Source organism: Stenotrophomonas sp. INTA L402-1 (genome assembly GCF_059295135.1).
Genome location: NZ_JCAFWP010000022.1, coordinates 21,041 through 43,582 on the forward strand (window position 1 = coordinate 21,041; position 22,542 = coordinate 43,582).

At 66.7% G+C, this 22,542-nt stretch carries 22 protein-coding genes; 8 read left to right on the top strand and 14 right to left on the bottom strand.

Annotation, left to right across the window (positions count from 1 at the left end; all coding sequences use genetic code 11):
- Nucleotides 1–41 precede the first annotated feature (41 nt).
- The 6 genes from AC5O77_RS13515 to AC5O77_RS13540 all read left to right on the top strand — a co-directional run bounded on the left by AC5O77_RS13515 (nucleotide 42) and on the right by AC5O77_RS13540 (nucleotide 6,438).
- On the top strand, nucleotides 42–485 hold the full coding sequence (locus tag AC5O77_RS13515; protein ID WP_053091059.1) for a helix-turn-helix transcriptional regulator: 444 nt from the start codon (nucleotides 42–44) through the stop codon (nucleotides 483–485).
- The gene (locus AC5O77_RS13520; protein WP_478056733.1) at nucleotides 482–1,138 is read left to right on the top strand and encodes a hydrolase; all 657 of its coding nucleotides are present in this window, start codon (nucleotides 482–484) and stop codon (nucleotides 1,136–1,138) included. The genes AC5O77_RS13515 and AC5O77_RS13520 overlap by 4 nt, the downstream gene beginning before the upstream one ends.
- A gap of 2 nt (nucleotides 1,139–1,140) precedes the next feature.
- Nucleotides 1,141–1,566, top strand: coding sequence for a DoxX family protein (locus AC5O77_RS13525; RefSeq protein WP_032128088.1), 426 nt, complete (start codon nucleotides 1,141–1,143; stop codon nucleotides 1,564–1,566).
- A 119-nt stretch (nucleotides 1,567–1,685) separates the two neighbouring features.
- Nucleotides 1,686–3,533: an amidohydrolase gene (locus AC5O77_RS13530; RefSeq protein WP_180837664.1), complete on the top strand. Its 1,848-nt coding sequence runs from the start codon at nucleotides 1,686–1,688 to the stop codon at nucleotides 3,531–3,533.
- Nucleotides 3,512–4,795 (top strand): alginate export family protein, encoded by a 1,284-nt coding sequence (locus AC5O77_RS13535; protein ID WP_494506897.1) that lies wholly within the window; start codon nucleotides 3,512–3,514, stop codon nucleotides 4,793–4,795. The genes AC5O77_RS13530 and AC5O77_RS13535 overlap by 22 nt, the downstream gene beginning before the upstream one ends.
- A complete protein-coding gene (locus AC5O77_RS13540; protein ID WP_494506898.1) occupies nucleotides 4,789–6,438 on the top strand; it encodes an MFS transporter in 1,650 nt (549 codons plus the stop codon). Before AC5O77_RS13535 ends, AC5O77_RS13540 begins: the two co-directional genes overlap by 7 nt.
- A gap of 159 nt (nucleotides 6,439–6,597) precedes the next feature.
- Here the strand turns inward: AC5O77_RS13540 and AC5O77_RS13545 are convergent, their stop codons facing one another.
- Nucleotides 6,598–7,422 carry an alpha/beta fold hydrolase gene (locus AC5O77_RS13545; protein WP_478056730.1) on the bottom strand — a complete coding sequence of 275 codons (825 nt, stop codon included), beginning with the start codon at nucleotides 7,420–7,422 and terminating at the stop codon, nucleotides 6,598–6,600.
- Between the two features lie 186 nt (nucleotides 7,423–7,608).
- On the opposite strand from AC5O77_RS13545, the gene AC5O77_RS13550 reads away from it, so the two are divergent.
- Entirely contained in the window at nucleotides 7,609–7,995 is a 387-nt protein-coding gene (locus AC5O77_RS13550) for a hypothetical protein (protein WP_336685570.1), read from the top strand.
- 69 nt (nucleotides 7,996–8,064) lie between these two features.
- Here AC5O77_RS13550 and AC5O77_RS13555 read toward each other — a convergent pair whose 3' ends face one another.
- The 13 genes from AC5O77_RS13555 to AC5O77_RS13615 form a co-directional block, all read right to left on the bottom strand.
- Nucleotides 8,065–8,778 carry a DUF2968 domain-containing protein gene (locus tag AC5O77_RS13555; RefSeq protein WP_478056729.1) on the bottom strand — a complete coding sequence of 238 codons (714 nt, stop codon included), beginning with the start codon at nucleotides 8,776–8,778 and terminating at the stop codon, nucleotides 8,065–8,067.
- A gap of 99 nt (nucleotides 8,779–8,877) precedes the next feature.
- The gene (locus AC5O77_RS13560; protein ID WP_180844360.1) at nucleotides 8,878–11,037 is read right to left on the bottom strand and encodes a TadG family pilus assembly protein; all 2,160 of its coding nucleotides are present in this window, start codon (nucleotides 11,035–11,037) and stop codon (nucleotides 8,878–8,880) included.
- An 8-nt stretch (nucleotides 11,038–11,045) separates the two neighbouring features.
- A complete protein-coding gene (locus tag AC5O77_RS13565) occupies nucleotides 11,046–11,504 on the bottom strand; it encodes a DUF3613 domain-containing protein (protein WP_032128080.1) in 459 nt (152 codons plus the stop codon).
- On the bottom strand, nucleotides 11,501–12,397 hold the full coding sequence (locus AC5O77_RS13570; RefSeq protein WP_494506899.1) for a tetratricopeptide repeat protein: 897 nt from the start codon (nucleotides 12,395–12,397) through the stop codon (nucleotides 11,501–11,503). Before AC5O77_RS13570 ends, AC5O77_RS13565 begins: the two co-directional genes overlap by 4 nt.
- Nucleotides 12,397–13,332: a type II secretion system F family protein gene (locus tag AC5O77_RS13575; RefSeq protein WP_032128078.1), complete on the bottom strand. Its 936-nt coding sequence runs from the start codon at nucleotides 13,330–13,332 to the stop codon at nucleotides 12,397–12,399. Before AC5O77_RS13575 ends, AC5O77_RS13570 begins: the two co-directional genes overlap by 1 nt.
- 28 nt (nucleotides 13,333–13,360) lie before the next feature.
- Nucleotides 13,361–14,317, bottom strand: coding sequence for a type II secretion system F family protein (locus tag AC5O77_RS13580; RefSeq protein ID WP_494506900.1), 957 nt, complete (start codon nucleotides 14,315–14,317; stop codon nucleotides 13,361–13,363).
- A 2-nt stretch (nucleotides 14,318–14,319) separates the two neighbouring features.
- A complete protein-coding gene (locus AC5O77_RS13585) occupies nucleotides 14,320–15,669 on the bottom strand; it encodes a TadA family conjugal transfer-associated ATPase (RefSeq protein WP_049398477.1) in 1,350 nt (449 codons plus the stop codon).
- Nucleotides 15,654–16,910, bottom strand: coding sequence for a CpaE/TadZ family protein (locus AC5O77_RS13590; RefSeq protein WP_032128075.1), 1,257 nt, complete (start codon nucleotides 16,908–16,910; stop codon nucleotides 15,654–15,656). The genes AC5O77_RS13585 and AC5O77_RS13590 overlap by 16 nt, the downstream gene beginning before the upstream one ends.
- 27 nt (nucleotides 16,911–16,937) lie before the next feature.
- Nucleotides 16,938–18,296: a type II and III secretion system protein family protein gene (locus AC5O77_RS13595; RefSeq protein WP_049398479.1), complete on the bottom strand. Its 1,359-nt coding sequence runs from the start codon at nucleotides 18,294–18,296 to the stop codon at nucleotides 16,938–16,940.
- Between the two features lie 18 nt (nucleotides 18,297–18,314).
- Entirely contained in the window at nucleotides 18,315–19,352 is a 1,038-nt protein-coding gene (gene cpaB / locus AC5O77_RS13600; protein ID WP_478056726.1) for a Flp pilus assembly protein CpaB, read from the bottom strand.
- Nucleotides 19,353–19,375: 23 nt separating this feature from the next.
- Complete coding sequence (locus AC5O77_RS13605; protein WP_494506901.1) at nucleotides 19,376–19,852, bottom strand: TadE/TadG family type IV pilus assembly protein; 477 nt, start codon at nucleotides 19,850–19,852, stop codon at nucleotides 19,376–19,378.
- Nucleotides 19,849–20,394, bottom strand: coding sequence for an A24 family peptidase (locus tag AC5O77_RS13610; protein WP_478056724.1), 546 nt, complete (start codon nucleotides 20,392–20,394; stop codon nucleotides 19,849–19,851). The genes AC5O77_RS13605 and AC5O77_RS13610 overlap by 4 nt, the downstream gene beginning before the upstream one ends.
- Before the next feature lie 88 nt (nucleotides 20,395–20,482).
- Entirely contained in the window at nucleotides 20,483–20,692 is a 210-nt protein-coding gene (locus tag AC5O77_RS13615; protein WP_049398483.1) for a Flp family type IVb pilin, read from the bottom strand.
- A gap of 686 nt (nucleotides 20,693–21,378) precedes the next feature.
- Here AC5O77_RS13615 and AC5O77_RS13620 point away from each other — a divergent pair.
- Nucleotides 21,379–22,359 (top strand): AraC family transcriptional regulator, encoded by a 981-nt coding sequence (locus AC5O77_RS13620; RefSeq protein WP_032128070.1) that lies wholly within the window; start codon nucleotides 21,379–21,381, stop codon nucleotides 22,357–22,359.
- The last annotated feature ends 183 nt before the right edge of the window (nucleotides 22,360–22,542 follow it).

The window sequence follows — 22,542 nt, forward strand, 5'->3', positions numbered from 1 at the left end:
TCGACCGACGGGGGTAGGGCATCGTGCGGCAGCCACGCACCATGGGGCACCCCCTCGCGGCGTCCCGCATGGCCACCGTCTTTTCGCCCGATCCGCCCGCCGTGGCGCTGGCACCGCAGCAGGCCGCCGCATTGCAGCGCGCCCTGCGCTATGTCGATGAGCACCTGTCGCAGCCGCTGCGGGTGACCGAGCTGGCCGCAGCCGCCTGCGTCAGCCGCTTCCATCTGGTGCGCCTGTTCCGGACCGGTACCGGCGCCAGCCCGCTGCGCTACGTGCGCCGTCGCCGCATCGAACGTGCGCGCCAGTTGTTGCCGGTCGCGCAGCTGCCGATGTCCTGCCTGGCGCAGCAGCTGGGCTTCTTCGACCAGAGCCATTTCGTCCGCAGCTTCCGCGCCGAGACCGGCTGCAGCCCCGGCCAGTACCTGGCCGGCGATGCGGCCCTGTTGCTTCCCCCTGATCGTGTTTCCAACGGAGTCCAACCATGAGCCTTGCCACCGCCACGCCCGCCCCGGCCCTGTTGTCGCCCACCGACCATGCCCTGGTGCTGATCGACTTCCAGTCGCAGATGGCATTCGCCACCCACACCATCGATATCTCCGCGCTGCGCAACAACGTGTCGTTGATCAGCAAGGCCGCCAAGGGCTTCAACGTGCCGGTGCTGCTGACCACCGTCGCCGAAGCGTCGTTCTCCGGCCCGATGTTCCCGGAACTGCCGGAGATCTTCCCGGGCCAGACGGTGTTCGACCGCACCTCGATGAACACCTGGGAAGACCAGCCGGTGATCGACGAGATCAACCGCATCGGCAAGCGTCGCCTGGTTGTTGCCGGCCTGTGGACCAGCGTCTGCATCGTGGGACCGGCGCTGTCGGCGCTGGCACAGGGCTTCGAGGTGTATGTGATCACCGATGCCTGCGGCGATGTCAGCGAAGAAGCCCACGAGCGTGCGATCACCCGCATGGTGCAGGCCGGTGCAGTGCCGATGACCAGCGTGCAGTACCTGCTGGAGCTGCAGCGTGACTGGGCGCGTGGCGAGACCTACGAGCTGACCACCGGCATTGCCCGCGACCATGCCGGCGGCTATGGCATCGGCATCCAGTACGCCAAGCGCATGTTCGGCGCGCAGGAAGGCGGGCACTGAGCATGCTGGCTGGCCATGGCCTCGACCTGGCCCTGCTGATGCTGCGCGCGGCAGCCGGGGGATTCCTGCTGCCACACGCGCTCGGCAAGCTGTTCGGTTGGTTCGGCGGTCCTGGGCTGGCCGGCTTCGCCACCGAACTGCGCGGCTTCGGCCTGCCAGCGGTGGCACCGCTGCCGCTGCTGCTGGCCCTGCTGCAGGTGCTGTCAGGGCTGGCCGTGCTGCTGGGCTGGCAGACCCGCGTCGCCGCGCTTGCAGCGGCGGCCTTCATCGGCTTCACCGTTCTGTTGGCCCTGCCCAAGGGCTGGTTCTGGATGCGCGGCGGCAGTGAGTACCCGTTGATGTGGACCACGGTACTGCTGGCCCTCGCGCTGACCGGGCCCGGCGCCTGGGCACTGGACGGCCAACGCCTTCCGGGAGATCTCGCATGAGTCACGATCCACTCGATCACGGCCGCCGCAACGTGGTGCTGGCCGGCAGCGCCGCGGTGGCGCTGGGCCTGGCCGGCCGTGCCGGTGCCGCACTCGATTCCACTTCCAAGGAGCGTCGCATGAGCACGCTGGTCATCCGCAATGCCCGCATCACCACCCTTGACCCACAGCAACCGCATGCACAGGCACTGGCCGTGCAGGAAGGGCGCATCGTCGCCGTCGGCAGCGACGAGGAGATCATGCGTGGCTGGGGCAATGAAGCGACCCTGATCGACGCCCAGGGCCGGCGCCTGCTGCCCGGCCTCAACGACAGCCATACCCACCTGATACGTGGTGGCCTGAACTACAACCTGGAACTGCGCTGGGACGGCCTGCGTTCGCTGGGCGATGCCTTGGACATGCTGAAGGCGCAGGTCGACCGCACGCCTGCACCGCAGTGGGTGCGCGTGGTCGGTGGTTTCACCGCCACCCAGTTCAACGAGAAGCGCCTGCCCACGCTGCAGGAGCTCAACGACATCGCGCCGGACACGCCGGTGTTCCTGCTGCACCTGTACGACCGTGCGCTGCTCAACCGCGCCGCACTGCGTGCCTGTGGCTATACCAAGGACACCCCGGATCCGCCGGGCGGGCAGATCGTGCGTGATTCGCTCGGCAACCCGACCGGGCTGCTGCTGGCCAAGCCCAACGCGCTGATCCTGTACGCGACCCTGGCCAAGGGTCCGAAGCTGCCGATCGAGTACCAGGCCAATTCCACCCGTCATTTCATGCGTGAGTTGAACCGTCTCGGCATCACCTCGGTGATCGACGCCGGCGGTGGTTTCCAGAACTACCCCGAGGACTACCAGGTCATCGAGCAGCTGCACCGCGATGACCAGCTGACCGTGCGCATCGCCTACAACCTGTTCACCCAGAACAAGGGCAAGGAAGTGGATGACTTCCGCGGATGGAGCGAGATGCTGCAGCCGCGGCAGGGTGATGACCTGCTGCGCCACAACGGTGCCGGCGAGATGCTGGTGTTCTCCGCGGCCGACTTCGAGTTGTTTAACGAGCCGCGCCCGGAACTGCCGCCGGAGCTGGAGCCGGAACTGCACGATGTGGTGAAGCTGCTGGTCGAGAAGCGTTGGCCGTTCCGCATCCATGCGACGTACGACGAGAGCATCACCCGCATCCTCGATGTGTACGAACAGGTCAACCGCGAGGTGCCGTTCGATGGCCTGCACTGGTTCATCGATCACGCCGAAACCATCACCCCGCGCAACATCGAGCGCATCCGTGCGCTGGGTGGCGGCATCGCAGTGCAGCATCGCATGGCCTATCAGGGCGAAGCCTTCGTCGAGCGCTACGGCGTGCAGGCCGCGCGGCATACGCCGCCGGTCAAGCGCATGCTGGCCGAAGGCGTGCCGGTCGGTGCTGGAACCGATGCCACCCGTGTGGCCAGCTACAACCCGTGGGTGGCGTTGTCCTGGCTGGTGACCGGGCGCACCGTCGGCGGGCTGGCCCTGTATGGCGATGAGAACCTGCTCGAACGCGAGCAGGCGCTGCGCCTGTGGACCCAGGGCAGTGCCTGGTTCTCCGGCGACGAAGCAGTGAAGGGTACGTTGAAGGTCGGCCAGTTGGCCGATTTCATCCTGCTCTCGGCCGATTTCTTCCGCGTGGATGATGCGCAGATCGCCGACATCACCAGCGTGTTGACCGTGGTCGGTGGCCGCATCGTGCATGCCGACGCCGACTATGCAGGGCTTGCGCCGCAGCTGCCGCCGGCGATGCCCAACTGGTCGCCGGTCAACCGGTTCGGCGGCTACCACGTCGGCGGTACCGCCACCGGGTTGGCCGCCGCCCATCGTCACCATCACGGCGTAGCCTGCAGCACTCACGGTGCTCATGGTCATGCGGCCCGGCACGCGGCGCCCACCGATGACCTGACCGCGTTCTGGGGCGCGATGGGATGCTCGTGCTTCGCGTTCTGAGCCTGGCATTGCTGGCCGCACCGTCGCTGGTGCAGGCCTGCGACGGCGGTCATTGCAGCGACGCCGGTGACGGCCAACTGCAATGGGATGCGTCGCTGCGTGTGCGTGGGCTGTACTACGACCCGACCCGGTTCGGCATTGGCGGCAGCGAGGATGGCTATGGCCTGCTGCGTGCCTTGGCATCGGCCACCTATGTGGAAGACACCTGGCAGGCGAAACTGCAGCTGGGTGTGCATGGTGAGAGTGGCAAGGCCGGCGGCCCGGGTCGCACCGACCGCAGCGCGCTGGATGTGCAGCAGGCGTACTGGCGCTGGCAGCGCGATGGCTTCCATCTGCAACTCGGCCGGCAGGAAGCCGGCTATGGCAGTTCACGGCTGCTGTCGGTGCGCGACGGGCCGAACATCCGCCTGGCGTTCGACGGTGCGCGTGTGGGTTGGAAAGGCCGCCTGGGTACGCTTGATCTGATGGCATTGCGGCCAGTGGAAAACCGACCGGGTGCCTTTGATGATCGCGGCGAGCACGGTGCCCACCTGTGGGGTGCCTATGCCACCACGGTGCGGGGACAGGGCGCGGGACAGTGGGATCTGTATCTGCTGGACTACCACCGCGAAGGCGCGCGCTTCGCCGCAGGCAGCGGTACCGAACGTCGGCAGACCCTGGGCGCGCGCTGGTTCGGCCATGCCGGTGCACTGGACTGGAACAGCGAGCTGGTGGCGCAGGGCGGTGAGCTTCGGACGACCGCCGGCACCCTCGATATCCGCGCCTGGACGCTGGCGACCGATACGGGGTGGCGCTGGACGAACCTGCCGCTGCAGCCGCGGCTGGGGTTGAAGGCAGACATCGCCAGTGGCGATGGCAACCTGCATGACGGCCGCCTGGGAACCTTCAACGCCTTGTTCCCGAAATCGGCCTACTTCAGCGAGGCCAGCCTGCTGGCTCCAGCCAATCTGATGGACGTCCAGCCTACGCTGTCCCTGCGGCTGCGTGACACGCTGACGACGGAGCTGGGCGTACAGATGGCCTGGAAGCATCGGCGCGCCGATGCGGTCTACACCACGCCGGCGCCGCTGGTGGCACTGCCGGGCAGCGCCGGTGGCGCGCGCCGCATTGGCAATCAATACAAATCCGAAACACGCTGGCAGGCCAGCGAACACTGGCAATGGCAGCTGCAGCTGGCCTGGGTCGATGCCGGTCCTGCACTGAAGCAGGCCGGAGGCCAGGACACGCTGTTCGCCTCGATCGTTGGAGCATGGCAATGGTGAACGCAACCGCGTCGCAACCCCCCGCACAGGCCGCAGGTGCCTGGTCCCCGCTGAAGATCCGGATGTTCCGCTCGATCTGGCTGGCGATCCTGGCCAGCAACATCGGCACCTGGGTCAACGATGTGGCCGCCGCCTGGGTAATGGCCGAGCGCACCGGCTCACCACTGATGGTGGCGCTGGTGCAGTCGGCCACCACGGTGCCGATCGTGCTGCTGGCGCTGGCCGCCGGCACCCTGGCCGACATCGTCGATCGCCGCAGGTATCTGCTGGCCACCCAGGGCTGGATGCTGCTGGTCGCCGCGGTGATGGCGGCGCTGACCGCGATGGACATGCTGACGCCGCAGCTGCTGGTGCTGCTGACCTTCTGCATGGGCTGCGGTGCGGCGATGGCGATGCCGGCACAGGCCGCGATCGTATCCGAACTGGTGCCGCAGCCGATGCTGGCCTCGGCGGTGGCGCTGAACTCGATCGGCATCAACATCGCACGCTCGATCGGCCCGGCCATCGGTGGCGTAATCGTGGCCCAGCTTGGTGCGGTCTGGGCGTTCGGTTTCAACGCCATCACCTTCGCCGCGATGCTGTTCGTGGTGTGGGGCTGGAAGCGCGACCCGAAACAGTCCAGCCTGCCGCCGGAAGGCTTCGGTGCCGGCCTGAAGGCGGGCCTGCGCTATGCCAGCCGCGCCGGGCGCCTGCAGGCGGTGTTGATCAAGTCGGTCGGCTTCTTCTTCTTTGCTGCAGCAATGAATGCACTGCTGCCGGTGGTGGTACGCGGCCAGATGCAGGGTGGGGCGGGGCAGTACGGCATGCTGCTCGGCTGCATCGGGATCGGTGCCGTGGGTGGTGCGTTGTTGCTGCCGAAGCTGCGCGCGCAGATGGATCGCGACCTGCTGGTGCTGCTGGCCACGCTGTCGCTGGCGCTCAGCCTGGTCGGGCTGGCGCTGACCCGCAGCTGGTACGTGCTGCCATTGGTGATGCTGATCAATGGCTTTGCCTGGATCACCGTGCTGTCGTCGCTGCAGATTGCCGCGCAGACCGCAGTGCCAGCGTGGGTACGGGCGCGTGCACTGGCGCTGTACATCATGGTGTTTTCCGCTGGCATGGCGGCTGGTGGCCTGAGCTGGGGTGCACTGGCGCAGCGCACCTCGCCGGAGCTGGCCTTGCTGGTGGCTGCCGCGGGTGCGGTGATCGGCGGATTGCTGGTGTGGCGCGTGCGCATTGCCGGTACTGAAGACCTGAACCTGAGCCCGGCCGGGCACTGGCCGGCCCCTGAACTGTCGGTACCGGTATCCAACGATCGCGGCCCGGTGCTGGTGACCATCGAATACCGCATCGAGGATGCTGATCGCGCCGCGTTCCAGGCGCAGATGCGCGCGCTGGGCACGATCCGCCGCCGCGATGGCGCCGTGGTCTGGGGCGTGGTCGAGGATGTGGCCAGCCCGGGCATCCACCTTGAGTATTTCGTGACCCCGTCGTGGCTGGAGCATCTGCGCCAGCACGAACGCATCACCGCCGATGACAAGGCGATCCAGGAAGTGCTGCGCGGGCTGCATCGCGGTGAGCGTGCACCGGTGGTACGCCACTTCGTCGGCGGCCATGACCCGCTGCCGAAGAACGGGGTCCCGCACCACCACAGCGACATCTGACCCAAAAAGGGGACGGAGGGGATTAAGTCGTTTGTGCACAAACGACTTAATCCCCTCCGTCCCCTTTTTGCGCGATCAATCCATCCCGATCCTGCGCAGCCGGCCAGCGGTCGGCTCTACCACAGGGGCGGCGGCGCTGGGTGGCGCCGCCGCAGTGCCTCACCCGCGTGCGAACGCCAGCAGGTCGGCGTTGAACCGGTCGGCGTGGGTGACGGTCAGGCCGTGCGGCGCACCGGCGTACACCTTCAACTCGGCTCCCTTGATGATCTGCGAGGACAGCTTGGCCGAGGCATCGAATGGCACGATCTGGTCGTCATCGCCATGCACCACCAGCGCTGGCACATCGATCTTCTTCAGGTCTTCGGTGTAATCCACTTCCGAGAATTCGTGCACGCAGTCGTACTGGCCCTTGACGCCACCGAGCATGCCCTGCAGCCAGAACGAGTCACGCATGCCCTGGGTGACCGTGTTGCCGTCGCGGTTGGCGCCGAAGAACGGGGTGGTCAGGTCCTTGAAGAACTGCGAGCGGTCGCCGCCGGTACCCTTGCGGATACCGTCGAAGACCTCCAGCGGGGTACCGGCCGGGTTGCCGGCGGTCTTCAGCATCAGCGGCGGTACAGCACCGACCAGCACCACCTTGGCCACGCGCTTGCTGCCATGGCGACCCACGTAGTGGGCCACTTCGCCGCCACCGGTGGAATGGCCGACCAGGATCGCGTCCTTCAGGTCCAGCGCCTCGATCACCGCCGCCAGATCGTCGGCGTAGGTGTCCATGTTGTTGCCATCCCAGGTCTGGCTGGAGCGACCGTGGCTGCGACGATCGTGGGCGATCACGCGGAAGCCGTTCTGGCCCATGAACAGCATCTGCGGGTCCCAGGCATCGGAGGACAGCGGCCAGCCGTGGGCGAACACGATCGGCTGGCCGGTACCCCAATCCTTGTAGAAGATGCGGGCGCCGTCGGCGACGGTGACGAAGTTGCTCATTGTGGTTTCCTTGACGGAAGGGAGGGAAGGCGCTGGCGTGGATGCCGGTGCCTTCGGCAGTACAGCGCAGCGCCAGACCGACGACTTGCACGGCTGTGCTGGATTACGCCGGATGTGACGTGTATCGCTCTGGCACGAAGCCGTGCCGGCATCGAGGATGGCGGCAGCCCTGACGAGGAGCCTGCAATGTCGAACGCGTGTTGGAGCCCGCTGTTGTACCTGCTGCTGGCCACGGGGGCGCATGCTCAGACCAACGTCTACAAATGTGTGGACGGGCCGCATCCGGTCTACCAGCAGACGCCGTGCCAGGGGCGCGCGGAATGGCGCTGGGAGGTGCCGGCGGAGCCGCCCTCGACAGGTGCGAGCGCGGCCAAGGCAGCGAGCCCAGCTTCAATGCGTCCGCGTGTGGTGCAGCAGCGGCGTGCGCGGGCTGCACTGATACCGATCAGCGCGGATCCCGCCGCCTGTGAGCGCGCGCGGCAGCATCGTGGGAAGGTGCTGGCCAATGGCAAGCGCATGGACTTCGTGCAGCGCCGGCAACTGGACGATGCCGTGCATGAGGCGTGCCGTTGAAATGGAATGGTGCCGGAAACGACAACGGCGCCCGTAGGCGCCGTTGGACGGCATGCCAGGCGCTGGACCTCAGCGACCGTCGCTGGCGGCCGCCGGTGACGGCGAGGGCACGCTGTCCGGCTTGGGCAGACTCAGCTCCGGGTTGCCCTGTTCGGCCTGCAGGATCTGGATGCGGCGCTGCAGGGAATCCAGCTGGCTGTTGGTGCTCTGCACATCGCTGCTCAGGCTGACCGCCTGCTGCTGGGCCTGCTGCAGGGCAGCGCTGACCTGGGCCGACTGTGCCTGCTGCTGTTCCATTTCCTGCTGCAGCGTGCGCAGGCGCTCCTCGTTGTAGGCCACCAGGCGCTCGGTATAGCGCTTGCCGGCTTCCAGTCGGGTGGTGTCGATGTAGACCTGGGCCAGCTGCTCTGACTGCTGCGCGAAGGTGCGGTAGACACGCTCGGCGTTGTCGACGGCATCGGTCTTGATCACCCGCCAGAAGTTCTTCTCCTGGAACAGGGCGACGTAGTAGGTCAGGGTGTTGGCATTGAACAGCAGGCTGGCGCCGTAGTTGCCGTTGTAGGTGGTGCGCAGCTCGGTCAGCTGGCGGGCATCCATCAGCTGCTTGAGCTCGTCAACAGTGTTGCGCACCACCGGTGCGGTACGTGCGGCCGGCTCTGCGGCTGCTTCGCGGTCGCCACGGGCAGCCATCGCCGCCGGTGCCACCAGCATCATGGCCACGGCCAGCAGTGCCGCGCCGCGCGCGTGCCGGGCGAAGACCGCGCCCCCTGAAGTTTCTCGCATGTCTAGACCATCCACGGATGAGTGTGGGTTGAGATGAAGGTGGTTCCCCGCCGGGAGTCTAGCATGTGCGCGGGCGCCGCCAAGGGCGCCCGTCACGGGTCAGTAGACCAGCTGTGCGGGCGTGCACTGGATGGACTGGACATGCACATCCGTACGGCCCAGTTCCAGGCCCAGCACCTGCGCCAGCAGCGAGCGCAGCAGGGAGCCGACGCTGTTGAGCAGCGGCTTCAGGACGTCCAGGGCGGGCTTCAGCAGCAAGCACAGCAGGCCCGAACAACTGACCGGGCCATTGCCGGGGGCGGTGACGCCGTCGCCGGCGAACTGGTCCAGGAAGCCGGCATCGGCGGTCTGCAGGTAGGAAGTCAGGTTGTACTTCATGCAGTTGTTGTAGGTGGTGTCATCCAGCGCGCCAATCAGGCTGTTGCACTGCTTGACCAGCAGCCCACCCACAAGCGCTCCCAGTACGCCATCGAGGAGCCCCGAGCCAACCCCGGTCACTGCGTTGCGGAATCCTTGCCAGACCTTGCCGTCGACCATGCAGGTCACCAGCACACAGCTGGTAGGTACCCCCTTGGTGATGTCCCAGTTTCCAAGTGGTTTCAATCCCTGCGTGCTGTCTCCGAATTCCAGCAGCTTGATGGTTGCGTCAACATCGTATCGCTTGCGACCAACGTTGGCTGCTTTCAGGTAGCGATCGGCCAACTGCGCTGCGGTCGAGCCCTGGCTCATGCCATCGTCGCGCGGATCGAGCATGCCGGACAGTACGCGCAGCAGTTCGCTGACCAGCTCGGACACGGCGGTGCCCACCTCCAGGGAGTTGACCTGGGTTGAACCGGTCGCGCCGGCGGGGAGGGTGAGGCTTTGCGTGTCGGTCAGCGTATTGACCTTGATGCTGTCATTGATCAACGGGGCGCCGAGCAGTGTGAGCATCTGTTCCTTCTGCAGGGTGTCGCCACAGACATTCTGCTTGGAGAACCGCTCGCTGTCGGCCACCTTGCCGACGCAGGCGCGCAGCACGGAAGACTCGACCTTGATCGTCGCCGTGGGAGGCGTGCTGCCACATTGCAGGCTGGTCAGGGTCGCCATTGCATTGGTCACGTCCGCATGGACCGGCAGCTTCAGGCGGATGCCCAGCAGTGAAAGCACGCCGCCTGCAACGGGAATGTTGTTGGTGTCGATGTCGAGGAAGACACGGATCTGCGCGTTGTAAGCGCGCGAGCCAACGCCACCGATGGCGATGGACGGCGGTTCCACCACGGCGGCTTTGGCATTGACCAGGCCCAGCAGGTTGAGTTCATCGACCGAGACCGCACGGCCGCCATTGGCGATGCTGATGCTGGTGCCGATCAGGTCCAGCACATTGACATCGGCCTGCAGAGCGCTGGAAATCGTTCCATCCGGCGCGACCACGCGTGCGAACAGGCCGCCACCGCTGTCATCGGTGCCGAGTTTCACCTCCAGCTGCTTGAGGTCGATGCCCTTCACGACCAGGGCATTCTCCAGTGCACTCAGGTCCACGTGGGCAACGCCCTGCTGGGTGAGCAGGTCAACGGTCGCCTGAAGGATCTTGCCCAGCTTGACCTTGCGGCCGGCCAGCAGATTGTTGAACTCCGCCACGCCCATGTTGACGTCGATCGGAATGCCCAGCGCCTGCAGCAGTCCGTTCGGGGTGATATGCGCCTGTGCAAGGCCGTCGTAGCCGAGCAGGGTGGTCTTGTCGAGGTCGGCACCCACCAGTTTCAGGACATTTCCCAATGGCGTGTTGCCATTGATGCGCAGCAGTTGCGAGCCGACACTGAAAACCGCCGTCGGTTCTGCACGGCGCGCCACCGCCTGTGCGGTCACGGTCGGCAGGCTGCTGTTCTGCCCGAAGAAGGGAAGCACCGCGCGGCGGGTGATGACACGGACAGCGTTGCGTTGATTCGCTGCATCGACGACCGGGCTGAAGTGCCCTTCGGTGGCGCGGGTCACGTTCCAGTTTCCGCAGCGGATTTCCAGGCTTCCTGCGAAGGTGTTCTGGGTGAGTGCGCTCTGCCGCGCAGCACTGTTGTCGCTGTTGTCCGAGGTGCACAGTTCCAGTCGCTGCGCTCCGGCCAGTGCGGCCAGATCAGCGACTTTCTGTGCATCGCGCTTGGCCCAGAACAGGTAACCGATCTCGATCAGGCCCAGCATCGCCAGCAGTGCCAGCATGACCAGCATCATGGTGATCGACATGCCGCCCCGTGGGCGGCTGAAACTGAACTGGCGTGGGCGTTTCATGGCCTACCTCAGCGTCCGGATGAGGATGATCCCTTGGACTTGGCGACATCGGCTTCAAAGAAGTCCGGGATCTCGTGTTCGAAACTCTTCATGTAGCGGGCGTAGCTCAGCGTCGCCTGGTCGCCGAGGATCGGCAGATGCTGTCCGGCCTGTTGCCCCGATGCCTGCAGGCGGAACAGGTTGCGCGTGGTATCGCCGATCTGGCTGCGGCCGGGCCGCGGGGCTGCAGTACTGCCGTCGGTGTTGGCCACTGCTGCAGGCGCCGCCTGCGGCACCGGTGCTGGCGGGGCCGCCAGGTCCACGGTGGGCAGTGACTCGGACTGCAGCGGCTGCGAAGCCGACGCAGCCGGCGTGCTGCCGCCAAGCATCTGCCCGGTCAGCGGCTGTTGCTGCGCCTGCACGGCGGCGGCCGGCAGCAGGCAGATCAGAACGGGCAGCAGGCGTCGGGTCAGGGGCGTCGCGGTCATGGTGTGTTCCCGTTCGGGTGGTCGGAGGCGCTGAAGCGTTCCAGCATCGAGGGCGGCAGGCGCTGCGGATCGCGTTCATCGCGGTTGTCGCGGCGCGGTTCCGCCGCCAGTCGCGTGGCGCCGGGCGGGTTGCCGGCGGCATCGCTGGCGAGAGCACGGGCAGTGGCCGGCACGACTGCGGCGGCTGCCGCTGCGGCCTGGCGCTGCTGCAGGCGGGCACGGATCTGCGCCGCCTGCTGCTGGATGCTGAGCCGGGTCTCTTCATTGAGGTTCGCTTGCTGGGCGAGGCGTTCGGCAGTGGCGGTGTCGCCCCGCAGCACCGCCCAGAGGGCGAGGTTGGCGGTGGCCTTGGCATTGCCCGGCGACAGCTCCAGCGCCTTGGCCAGGGGTTCGCGCGCGCGCTCGAACTGCCCGGCGCGCAGCCGCGCATAGCCCAGGTCGCCGAGATAACTTGTATTCAATGGCTGCAGTTCGGTCGCCCGCGCCAACGCCTGCTCACTGCCGGCGTCGTCGTCGCGGCGCGCGGCAATCAGGCCCAGGCCATGGGCGGCCGCGGCGGCCTGGGGGCCACTGGAAAGATCGCGGTACAGGGTGACCGCGGCATCGGCCTGGCCGGTCTCGCGCAGCGCGTCGGCCTGCAGCAGGCGCAACGCCGGCGGATCGCCGTAGCGCTGGCGGAAGGCGTCGACGTGGGCGAGCGAGGCATACCATGCGCCTTGTTGCTGCATGCGCTCGATCAGCTCCAGGTAGGCATTGCGGCTGTCCTGCGGCGCCGGTTCGGGCGCGGCCAGGCTGGGCGCGCGCAGGTACTTGGGCGTGGTCGATGCACAGCCGCTGGCGCCGGCAACGGCAGCCAGGGCAACAATGAGGCAGGAAGTGCGCAGGGCAGGCATCAGGGGGACCCCATCTTGGACATGGTGGTAGCCAGCGCGACCAGCGCCGGACCGGCAAGGACCAGCATCAACGCTGGCAGCAGGGTCAGCATCATCACCACGGTCATCTTCACCGAGAGCTTGCCGACCTTTTCCTTCAGCGTGTTGCGACGCTGTTCGCGCAGGCGGATGCTGAACTGCCGCAGGGGCTCCTGCACCGCGCCGCCATGGGCGTGCACCTGCAGGATCAGCTGCATCAGGCTGGTCAGGTCATCGTCGGCATAGACCTCGCTCAGCCGGCGCAGGGATTGTGCGCGCGTGCGGCCGTGGGTATAGGCGATGTTGGCCTCCTGCAGCTCGCCGCCGAGGACCGGCAATGCATCGCGCAGCTTGTCGCCGAGCGTCTGCAGGCTCTGGTCCATGCTGAAGCCCACGCCTTGCAGCAGACGCAGCAGGTCGATCAGCAGCGGCAGCTCGTTGTCGACCGCTCGTCGGCGCCGTTTCACCCAGGAGGAGAGAACGAACTTGGGCAGCAGCAGGCCGGCGGCGAGGGCGCCGATGATCACCATGATCCTGGCCAGCCCGGTGACGCTGCTGAATGTCAGCACCAGTACCAGCACCAGCACGGCCAGCAGCAGGCGCAGGCCGAGGTAGATGGCCGTACCGCGGCGGGTGTTCCACCCGGCCAGATCCAACAGCAGCCGGTCTTCATTGGCCAGCAATGCCGTTTCCAGCCGGCCGCCGCTGAGGGCACGGCCGAAGCGTTCCAGCCAGCCCAGCGAATCGTGCCGCGCAGGCTCGGTGTCACGGGACGCCTCGCGCGGCTGCAGGGCGGTCTTCAAGGTGGCCGTTGTACGTTGCTCACGATGGCTGCGTACCCAGCCGCCGATACCGAGCAGGGCGATACCGGCGGCCAGCACGAGCAGGGAGAGGGCGAACCAGGCGCTGGCGCTCATCGGTTGTCTCCGGCGGGGCGAAGGGGGTTCATAGCGACTTGGCCAGGCGATACAGCAGGAAGCCACCGACAAGTTCCATGCCCAGTGCAAGCAGCAGGATCTTGTGGCCGAGCGGATCGTGCAGCACCGGCTGGAAGAAGTCCGGGCTGGTGATCGCCATCAATACCGCGCAGGCCGGTGGCAACAGGCCCAGCACCCACGCTGACATCCGCGTCTCCGAGGTGGTCGCTGCAAGCTCCTGCTGGGCCTGTTCCAGATCGCGCATGAAATCGCCCATACGCTGCAGGATCTGGTCGGAGCGCCCGCCGATGCGCACGCTGACACCGATCACCACCGACAACACCTTCAGCACATCCATGCGATAGGGATGCGAGGCCTGTGCGAGTGCACGGTCCAGCTCCATGCCGCTGCGTGCAAAGCGCACCGTGGTGTCCAGCAGCCCGCGCAACGGCGCGCTCGTCTGCATCGACGCAACCTGGAACGCGGCCTGCAGGCTGTTGCCCAGTGCGGTCAGCCGCACCAGGTTGTCGAGGAAGTCCGGCAGCTGATGCAGCAGTTGCGCACGCAGCTTCGTGGTCCGCCGCATCACCCACAGCCAGCAGCCAAGCAGGTACAGCAGCAGGGTCAGCGGAAACATCCATGCGGTGCCCAGCCGCAGCATCGCCACCACCGACAGTACCAGCCCCGGTACCAGCAGCATGATGGGAATTTTCCAGCCGGTCGGCAGCCCTGCGCGCTGCAGCAGGCCATCCAGCGGCAGCACGCGGCGCCCGGCGCTGGCGGGCCGCGCCGGGTCGTTGGCAGCGGTGACGGACGGCCCGGCGGGTGCTCCGCCCGTGGCGCTTCCGCGCGAAAGCTGCTGCTCGGCGTGCCGCATTGAAACCTGGCGCTGCTCACGGCTGCTGGCCGTGCCCCACAGCCAGGCTGCCAGCGCCAGCAGCACCGCGATGATGCTCAGCATGCCCAGCAGCGCGCCGGTTCTCATGCTCAGAAGTCTCCGTAGAGCGATTCGCGCAGCTGCTGGCGGAACGGCTCCAGCTTGTGCGAGTGCGGATGGAAGCCCAGCCCGACCCAGCGATCGATCTCTTTGCCGTTGCCGTCGATCTGCAGCTCGTGGCGGAACATTTCCTGGGTGGTGATCAGGTTGTCGCTGACCCCGGTGATCTCGGTGATCGAGACCAGCACGCGGCGCCCGCTGCCCAGGCGCGAGATCTGCACGATGAAGTCGATGGCACTGGCAATCTGCCGGCGCAGGCTGTCCTCGCTGCCCTGGAAGCCGGCAAAGCCGGCCAGCATCTCGATCCGGTACAGGCAGTCGCGGGGCGAATTGGCGTGGATGGTGGCCATCGAGCCGTCGTGGCCGGTGTTCATCGCCTGCAGCATTTCCAGCACCTCGGCACCGCGTACCTCGCCGACGACGATGCGGTCGGGGCGCATGCGCAGGCTGTTGCGGACCAGATCGCGGATGCTGACCGCACCGTGGCCTTCGGCGCCGCCGATACGGCTTTCCAGGCGAACTACATGCGGGTGGTTGAGCGAGAGCTCGGCGGTGTCTTCGACGGTGATCACGCGCTCGTTCGCGGGGACGTAGCTGGCCAGGGCGTTCAGCAGCGAGGTCTTGCCCGAGCTGGTTCCGCCGGACACCAGGATGTTGCAGCGCCCCAGTACCATCGCCTTCAGCAAGGCCTGCATCGGCGCATCGAAGGTGCCCTTGGCCAGCAGTTCATCGGGGGTGAACGGATCCTTGCGGAACTTGCGGATGGACACCATCGGTCCATCCACCGCCAGCGGCGAGATGATCGCGTTGAGACGGCCGCCGTTGGGCAGGCGCGCATCGACCATCGGATTGGAGTCATCCAGGCGGCGCCCAAGCGGGGCGAGGATGCGGCGCAGGATGCGCAGCAGATGCGTATCGTCGGTGAAGCGCTGGGTGGCCCGCTTGAGCTGGCCGCCCTGGGACACGTGCACATCCTTGAAACCGTTGATCAGGATGTCTTCGATGGACGGGTCGTGCAGCAGGTCGTCCAGCGGGCCGAAGCCGGTCAGCTCCTTGACCAGGCCGTCGGCGACCACCTGCATCTCCTCTTCGTTGATCGGGATGCGCCACTCCTGGATGAAGCCCACCGTCTGCACCTGCACCCAGCGGGCGATGGTGTCGGGGGCCCAGGAATCGATGTCGATGCGCTCGTCCTCGATGCTGTTGAGCAGGTGCTCATGCGCGGCCGACAGCACCTTCTGGTACTGCTCGGTCTGCGCGAACGGCTGATGGCCCGGCGAGCTTTCGGGCAGCACCGGCCGGGCAACGGCATGCGGGAACGGGGTTACCTTGTCTTCCATTGCGATCCACCCAGGGCAAGGGAGAGTCTTTCCCGCAGGCCCTGCGCCTGGACCGGGCAGGCAGCCGGATCCAGGCGCGAAACCAGCGGGGCGAGGGCACGCAGGTAGGGGTCGCGCGGCGCATCCTGCAGCAGCAGGTGGCCCTGGCTGGCAGCCAGGCGCACGCGCGGTCGTTCGGGAAGCGTGGCCAGCAGCGGCACCTCGAAGCGGCGCGCGATCTGCTCCGGGCTCATGCCGCTGCTGTCATCGTGGCGGTTGATCACCAGCTGCAGGCGCTTCTCGCGTTCGCGCTGGCCGGCAAGATGCTTCAGTGCCTGGTCGAGCGACACCAGCGTGGCAATGGAGGCATCGGTGACCAGCCAGATCTCGTCGGCCTGGTCCAGCAGCAGCGGCGGCAGCTGACGTAACGGGCAGCCACCGGCATCACACAGCACGCTGGCGAACACGGTCCGCAGGCGCTGCAGCAGCGCACCCGGATCGGACGGCGGTACCGCATCGCTGCCGCTGGCGCGGTCCAGCAGCACCAGTCCGGAATCGTGACGGGCCATGGCCGTACGGGCGAGGGTGGCGTCGATGCGACTGGCGTTGCGCAGCGCGTCTTCGTAGTGGAAGCGGCTGTCCAGGTTGAGGTACAGGGCGAGGTCGCCCGAAGGCTGGGCCAGCTCCATCAGCAGGCCATCCTGCTGCAGTGCCTCGCCCTGTGCCAGTGCACGGGTCTGCTGTGCCAGCACCGAAAGATGCGCGGCCAGCGTACTGGTGCCGACCCCGGCGCGCACGCCGAGCAGGACGATCAGGCGGGCCTTGTGCGCCTGCTGCGCGGCGGCAGCCGGTCGTGGTGACAGGGCGCGACGCAGCGCGGCCTCGATGCCGACGTTGTCGCTGTCCAGGTCCAGCACATCACGCAGGCCCGCCCGCAATGCGATGACAACGCCTTCCACCTGGCCGGCACTGGTGGCACCGACTGCAACCAATGCCAGATCCGGCTCGGTCTGCTGCAGTTGCTGCGCCAGCACGCTGGAGGCGGCCGCATGTTCCGGGCGGAAGTCGAGCAGCACAAGGCTCTGCGGCCCGCGTTGCAGGTCCTGGGCGGAGGTCGGCGTGCTGCTGTCCTGCCAGTGCAGGGTGGTGGTCGGCGGCAGTTTGGCCGCCAGCCGGGGCAGCAGTTCGCGATCCATTCCGTACAGGACCAGGTTCATCGGCGGTCCTTGCGGATGCAGCGGCTGGGCAGTGGCGTAGGGCATGGGCGTGGTATCGCAGGCATCATGGAATCAGCGTGAGAAGCCGGGCACCGGGTCCTGGCTGATCGGACCCAGCAGCCAGGCGCCCCATTCGGGCATGTGCGGCTTGGCTTCGCGGTCGCCGGGCAGCGGCAGCTCGGTGTTGCGTGCCAGCGGCTTCACCAGGCGTGGCGTGACGATGATCACCAGTTCCTTGTCCTGGCGCTTGTAGTCGAAGTTGCGGAAGAACGAGCCGATGATCGGCAGGTCACCCAGCAGCGGGATCTTGCCGACGCTGGAAACCACGTTGGAACTGACCAGGCCACCGATCACGAAGCTCTCGCCATCGCCCAGTTCGACCGTGGTGTCGGCGCGGCGGGTGGTGATCGAGGGAATCTGCACGCCGTTGAGCGCGATGGCGTTGCTGTAGTCCAGGTCGCTGGCTTCCGGTGCGACTTTCAGGGCGATGCGGTTCGGCGCCAGTACCGTCGGTGTCACGGTCAGGCCGATGCCGAAGGGCTTGTAGGTGATGGTGGTGGTGCCCAGCCCCTGCGGTTCCAGGATCGGCAGCTCGCCGCCGGCCAGGAAACTGGCGCTCTGCCCGGACAGCGCGACCAGTGTCGGCTCGGCCAGCACACGCGCCATGCCATTGCTCTGCAGCAGGTCGACGTCGGCATTCCACAGGCCCTTGGTCGAGCCGAACACCAGGCGGAAGGCCGAAGAAATGGGCGATTCGGCTTCGTTTCCGGAGTTGCCTTCCTTCATGCCGGGCAGGATGCCGGTATTGCCCGGCAGCTGGCCGCCCGGGCGGGCGAAGCCGTAGGCGAAGTTGCCATTGCGGTTCTGGAAGCTGATGCCGATCTGCTTCAGTGCAGTCTTGTTGAACTCGACCACCTTGACTTCGACCTGGACCACGCCGCCGCTGCTCACTGTGGATGCGTCGGCAAGCAGGCCATCCTTGCCCAGGGCCATGGCAGCAGTCTTCTGCTCCTGCATGTGCGACAGCACGCTCTCGGTGCTTCCCTGCAGCAGGCCCTGATTGTCCTGCTGGGTGAATACCAGCCCGTTCGCGCCGGCGTCGGCCGCACCCTGCACCGCACTTTGTACCCGCACCTGCAGGCGCTGTGGTTCGGTCTGCTTGCGGTGCCAGAGCAGGAGCGTGGTGGTGCCCGGCGCCTTGCCGACCAGCAGGGCCTGGCGCTGGCCGCGCAGCATCACGATATCGGCCACGCCCGGATCGGCAATGGCGACCCGCTCCAGATCACCCGGCAGGGTCCAGGGGCGCTGCTCACGCGCCTGCAGCACCAGGTCGTCGGCGGCCACGCTTGTCGCCGGTGCCAGCAGCACCAGCAGCAGGGCCAGCCAGCGCTGGCGGGGGGAAGGGCGTGGACTGCGGCGACGTTCGGTCATGGATGCGCTCGATGCAGGTCAAAGGGAACCACGGGGGGCGGAGCTGTCACCTCGGATGATTTCGATGCCCGATGCGCGTGGGGCGCTGCGCCGTGGTGCGGGTGCGCGTGCCGGGGCATCCTGGGTGCTGCGCGCGGGCGCGTTGCTGCGGCCGGCCAATGCATCGCCGTCGATGCCGGCGAAGGCGTGATTCTCTGGCCGCTGCAGCGCAAGCTGCTGTTCCGCATCCAGGCCACGCAGGGGATCAATCACCCCGCGTGCCTGCGGGAACAGCGCCAGATCGGGCTGGCCGGAATCGGCAGGGTTGCGCAGGGCGAGGAACAGCTTGCCCTGCTGCGCACCCAGCAGCAGCCGGTTGGCATCGGCCACCGGCACCGCCAGTACCGCGCTGCGTGCCGGCTGGGCGGTCCCGCTGCCCGTGCTCTGGGTGCTGCTGCTTCCGGTGATGTCGGCGGCGCGTGGATCGTTGCGGCCATCGGCCTCGTTGCTGGCAACAGCGTCATGGTTGGCCGGGGCGATGTCCTGCTGGCCATAGCTGAGCACGCGCAGGCGCGACAGCAGCAGGCGCGTCTGTGCTGCGTCGGCCGGGCCGCTGGGGTTGGATTGGGCAGTGCGCAGGTTGAGGAACACGTCGACGAAATCACCGGGCAGGATGCGGTTGCCGGCCCCCACCAGCTCGTCGACCGGGACCGCCAGTGCGCGTTCCCCGGGGCGCAGCTGCAGCGAGAATCCCTGCGCGAGTGCGTTGCTGCTGATCGCCGTGCCTTCGGCGATGTCCTGCACCGGCACCTTTCCGACCACGGCGGAAATGCTGGTGGCGGCACCGGCAACCGGGGCGCTGCGCTGTGCGAGACGCAGTCCGTTGGCAGAGATCGGTTCGCCGGCCGGCAGTCGCGCCACCGCTTCCACCACGGTGATCGCCTGGGCTTCGCTCTGCGTCATCGGGGCAACCGTTGCCGGTGCGGCCTGCTTGCGCCCGATCATCAAGGCGATCACCGCCAGCAGCACGGCCAGCCCGATCAGGGCGACGGCAGCAATGCGGGTCAACTTGAGCATGGAACCGTCTCCTGTACCGAACGTCAGTTGCCGCTGCCGAGGTCGAGCTGAGCGACCGCGACGCTGCGGATGGGAGCCCGCATCACCCACTTGTAAAGCGTGGCGGTGCCGGGCAGGAAGGGATGGCTTGCGTAGTCGTAGCTGACCGTCACGGTCATGCACTGGACGCTGGCCAGTCCGGCGCAGGGGGCCTGCGCGGAGACCAGAATGGCGTTGTTTCCGCCATTGCTGCAGTCGACCGGCTGACCCGAGAAGTTCAGCAGCCACTGCATCGAACTACGCGCTGCAACGCAGGCGGCAGTACGGCGTTCGTTGGCGCTGCCATAGCGCAGCGATGCGCGTGCACCCTCGGCCGAGGCGGTTGCCAACGTCTGCTGGGCCGCCATGATCATCACGCCGGAGAACGTGAACAGCAGCAGCGGCAGCAGGCCCAGCATCACCATCAGCGCGAACTCGATGCTGGCCGCGCCACATTGCCGGCGTCGGTTGTGGATGTTCATGCCACACCTCCGTACGTGTTGATGAGGACCCAGGCGATGGCGGATACCGCCAGGTAGGCGGCGTAGGGAATGCCTTGGCGTCCCTGGCGGGCGCTCTGCATCCCGCGCAGCGCCGGGTGCGAATGCCATTGCGAACTTGCCCGATGCATATGGGCTTGAAGGCCGATGGGCAGTACTGGGCCCAACCGGCGCGATACCAGCACCAGTGCGGCATGTGCGCCCGCTGCCAGGCTGGCCGCGATCCAGATCGGCAGCAGTGCCTGCCAGCCCAGCATCAATCCCAGTACCGAAAAGAATTTGACATCGCCGGCGCCCATCCAGCGCACTGCGTGGAAAGGCAGCAATGCGACCAGGCCGAGCGCCGCGCCGGCAACGTGGGAAGCCCACGGCAGGCGCGGCGCGTTGAACTGTCCGGCGATGAGCACGACAACGGTGATCGCGCATGCGGACAGCAGCCAGGCGTTGGGCACCCGACGGGCGTACAGATCGCTGATCGCGATCCGCAGGCACACACCGATGGCCAGCAATCCCAGCAGTGTCATCGCACCCTCCATTGTCCGTCAGTGGACGGTCAGCCGCCGCCTTCTGCAATGAGCCGCAAGCGCAGCCGACGGCTGCGCGCGGTCCCGGTCAGCCCCCGCCGCCGGCAGGCGGTGCTGCACTACCGGAGGCCTTGGTGGCCAATGCGGAGAGATTGGTGAACAGGGTCTCGAAGAAGGACTTGATCTGCGCATTGCCGACCGCGATCAGGATGCCGGCAATCACAGCCGCCAGCAGGCCGTACTCGAGTGCGGTAACGCCATCTTCTTCCTTCAGGAACTTGCGGATCGATGCGTTCATGACGTTTGTCTCCCTCTACCTGTCTGCTACAGGACACCTGTTGGGCGGTGGCCCGGCTCCGCCGGGATCGTCCGTGGACCTCCGCACGTCCTGGCGGAGGAGGCACGGCGGGATGGACCCGCTGTGCTCAAGCGGGGTGATCGTTTCCAGGCGGGACGCCGTTCGCGCAACCGCGACCGCGCGGCGCGGGGCCGGTGGTCGACGTGTCGAGCGATACGTGCATGGTCATGCTGTCCCCCTGGGTGCGGTCATTATCAAAGACCGGATCACCGTGTTATCGACTTTGCCTGAATGGCGGCCGGCTGCAACCGGAACCTATATGCAAATTCGGCAGAATCCCATTGGTTCTTAATTTTCAGGCCGGGTTCTGTGACGGAAATCCGTTCGCCCGCACAACGATTCATCGACGTGCAGATAATGTGAGGCAGGCTTCAGGCCGCATGCGAAAACTGTGCCAAACGCGACAATCTGATTTTCACCTCTGTATCCATCTTATTCAGCGCGGTGCAGATGTTTACCCCGCTGAATTATCGGGCATACTCGCATTCAAGTACTCGCGTTTCTTTTGGGGTGCGCACCTTGGCGGCGCGCATTCCGGTGATGGAAGAGATTCCATGAGAGGTGCGCGCCCTGTCAGGCAGTGGGGGCCGTACCGCACGGCGGATAATCGGGGGGACGACACTGTCATGGTCGATGGTGGGGTAGGAGACAGCGACGACAGCGGCCTGCGGTCGATCGACCTGGCGACGCTGAGCGGCGTGCTTCGTGTATGTGATGTCGAACTGCTTCTGCTCGATGGCAATGGGCCGCGGGCGGCCTTCGCGTCACGCGTGCACGAGGAGGCGTTGTTCTGCAGCATCAGCTGTGGATTCCATTGCCGTGGACGTTTCATGCTGCCCCCGGACTGGGCGATGCTGGGGTATCTGCATGCGACCGATGAAACCCTGAGCTGGTGCCATGGCGTACCGCTTGCCCCTGGGATGGCGCTGACCGTGATGCCCGAGGGCATCAGCGAGTTCACCCTGAGCCCGGGCACGCACATGACCCTGATGCTGGTGCCGGTGGCACGGGTGCAACGCAAGCTGACCGAACTGAGCCTGCGCAGCACGCCGCCGGCCGGACAGGCGCTTTCACTGTTCAATCTCGCCAGCGAGGCCGCCCCGCTGGCACAGCATTACCAGCAGCTGCACCTGCAGCTGGGCCAGGGCACGGGCCTGCAGCCGGAAGAAACCGAGCGGCTGCTGCACGAACACGTGCAGGCACTGCTGGGTGCGGGTTCCGCCGAACGCCCGGGTTGCAGCCGTGCGCGGCGCACCCATTATCTGATCGCACAGCGGGCGGAAAACTTCATGCGCCTCAACCTGCGCCGCAATATCTACATGAATGAGATCTGCGACGCTGCCGGTGTCAGTGAGCGTGGGCTGCGTTACGCGTTCGAGGACCTGTTCGGTACGTCGCCCAATCGTTACCTGTCGATGCTGCGCCTGTGCGCAGCCTGCCGCAGCCTGTCGATGGCCGATTCCAGCCGCCGTTCGGTCAAGGCCATCGCCCTCAGTTGTGGCCTGTGGGACCTTTCGCGTTTCGCCGACAACTACCGCAAGGTCTTCGGTGAACTGCCGCGTGACACGCTGATGCGCGCACCCGCGCAGATCGGCCAGCCCGCCTGATCCAGGCCCCATAAGGGTTTCCCGGCGGTTCCTGCCGGAATTGCATATCCGCTTGCCGATATGGTTGCCGCTTCTGCATAACCGGCTGCCGATTCCGACCGTGGATTTGCCGGAATGCGCGATTGCCGTGCCGGAATGAAGTGCGCAGCCGCCGTTGCAAACGCTGAAATGTCAGTCACCTGC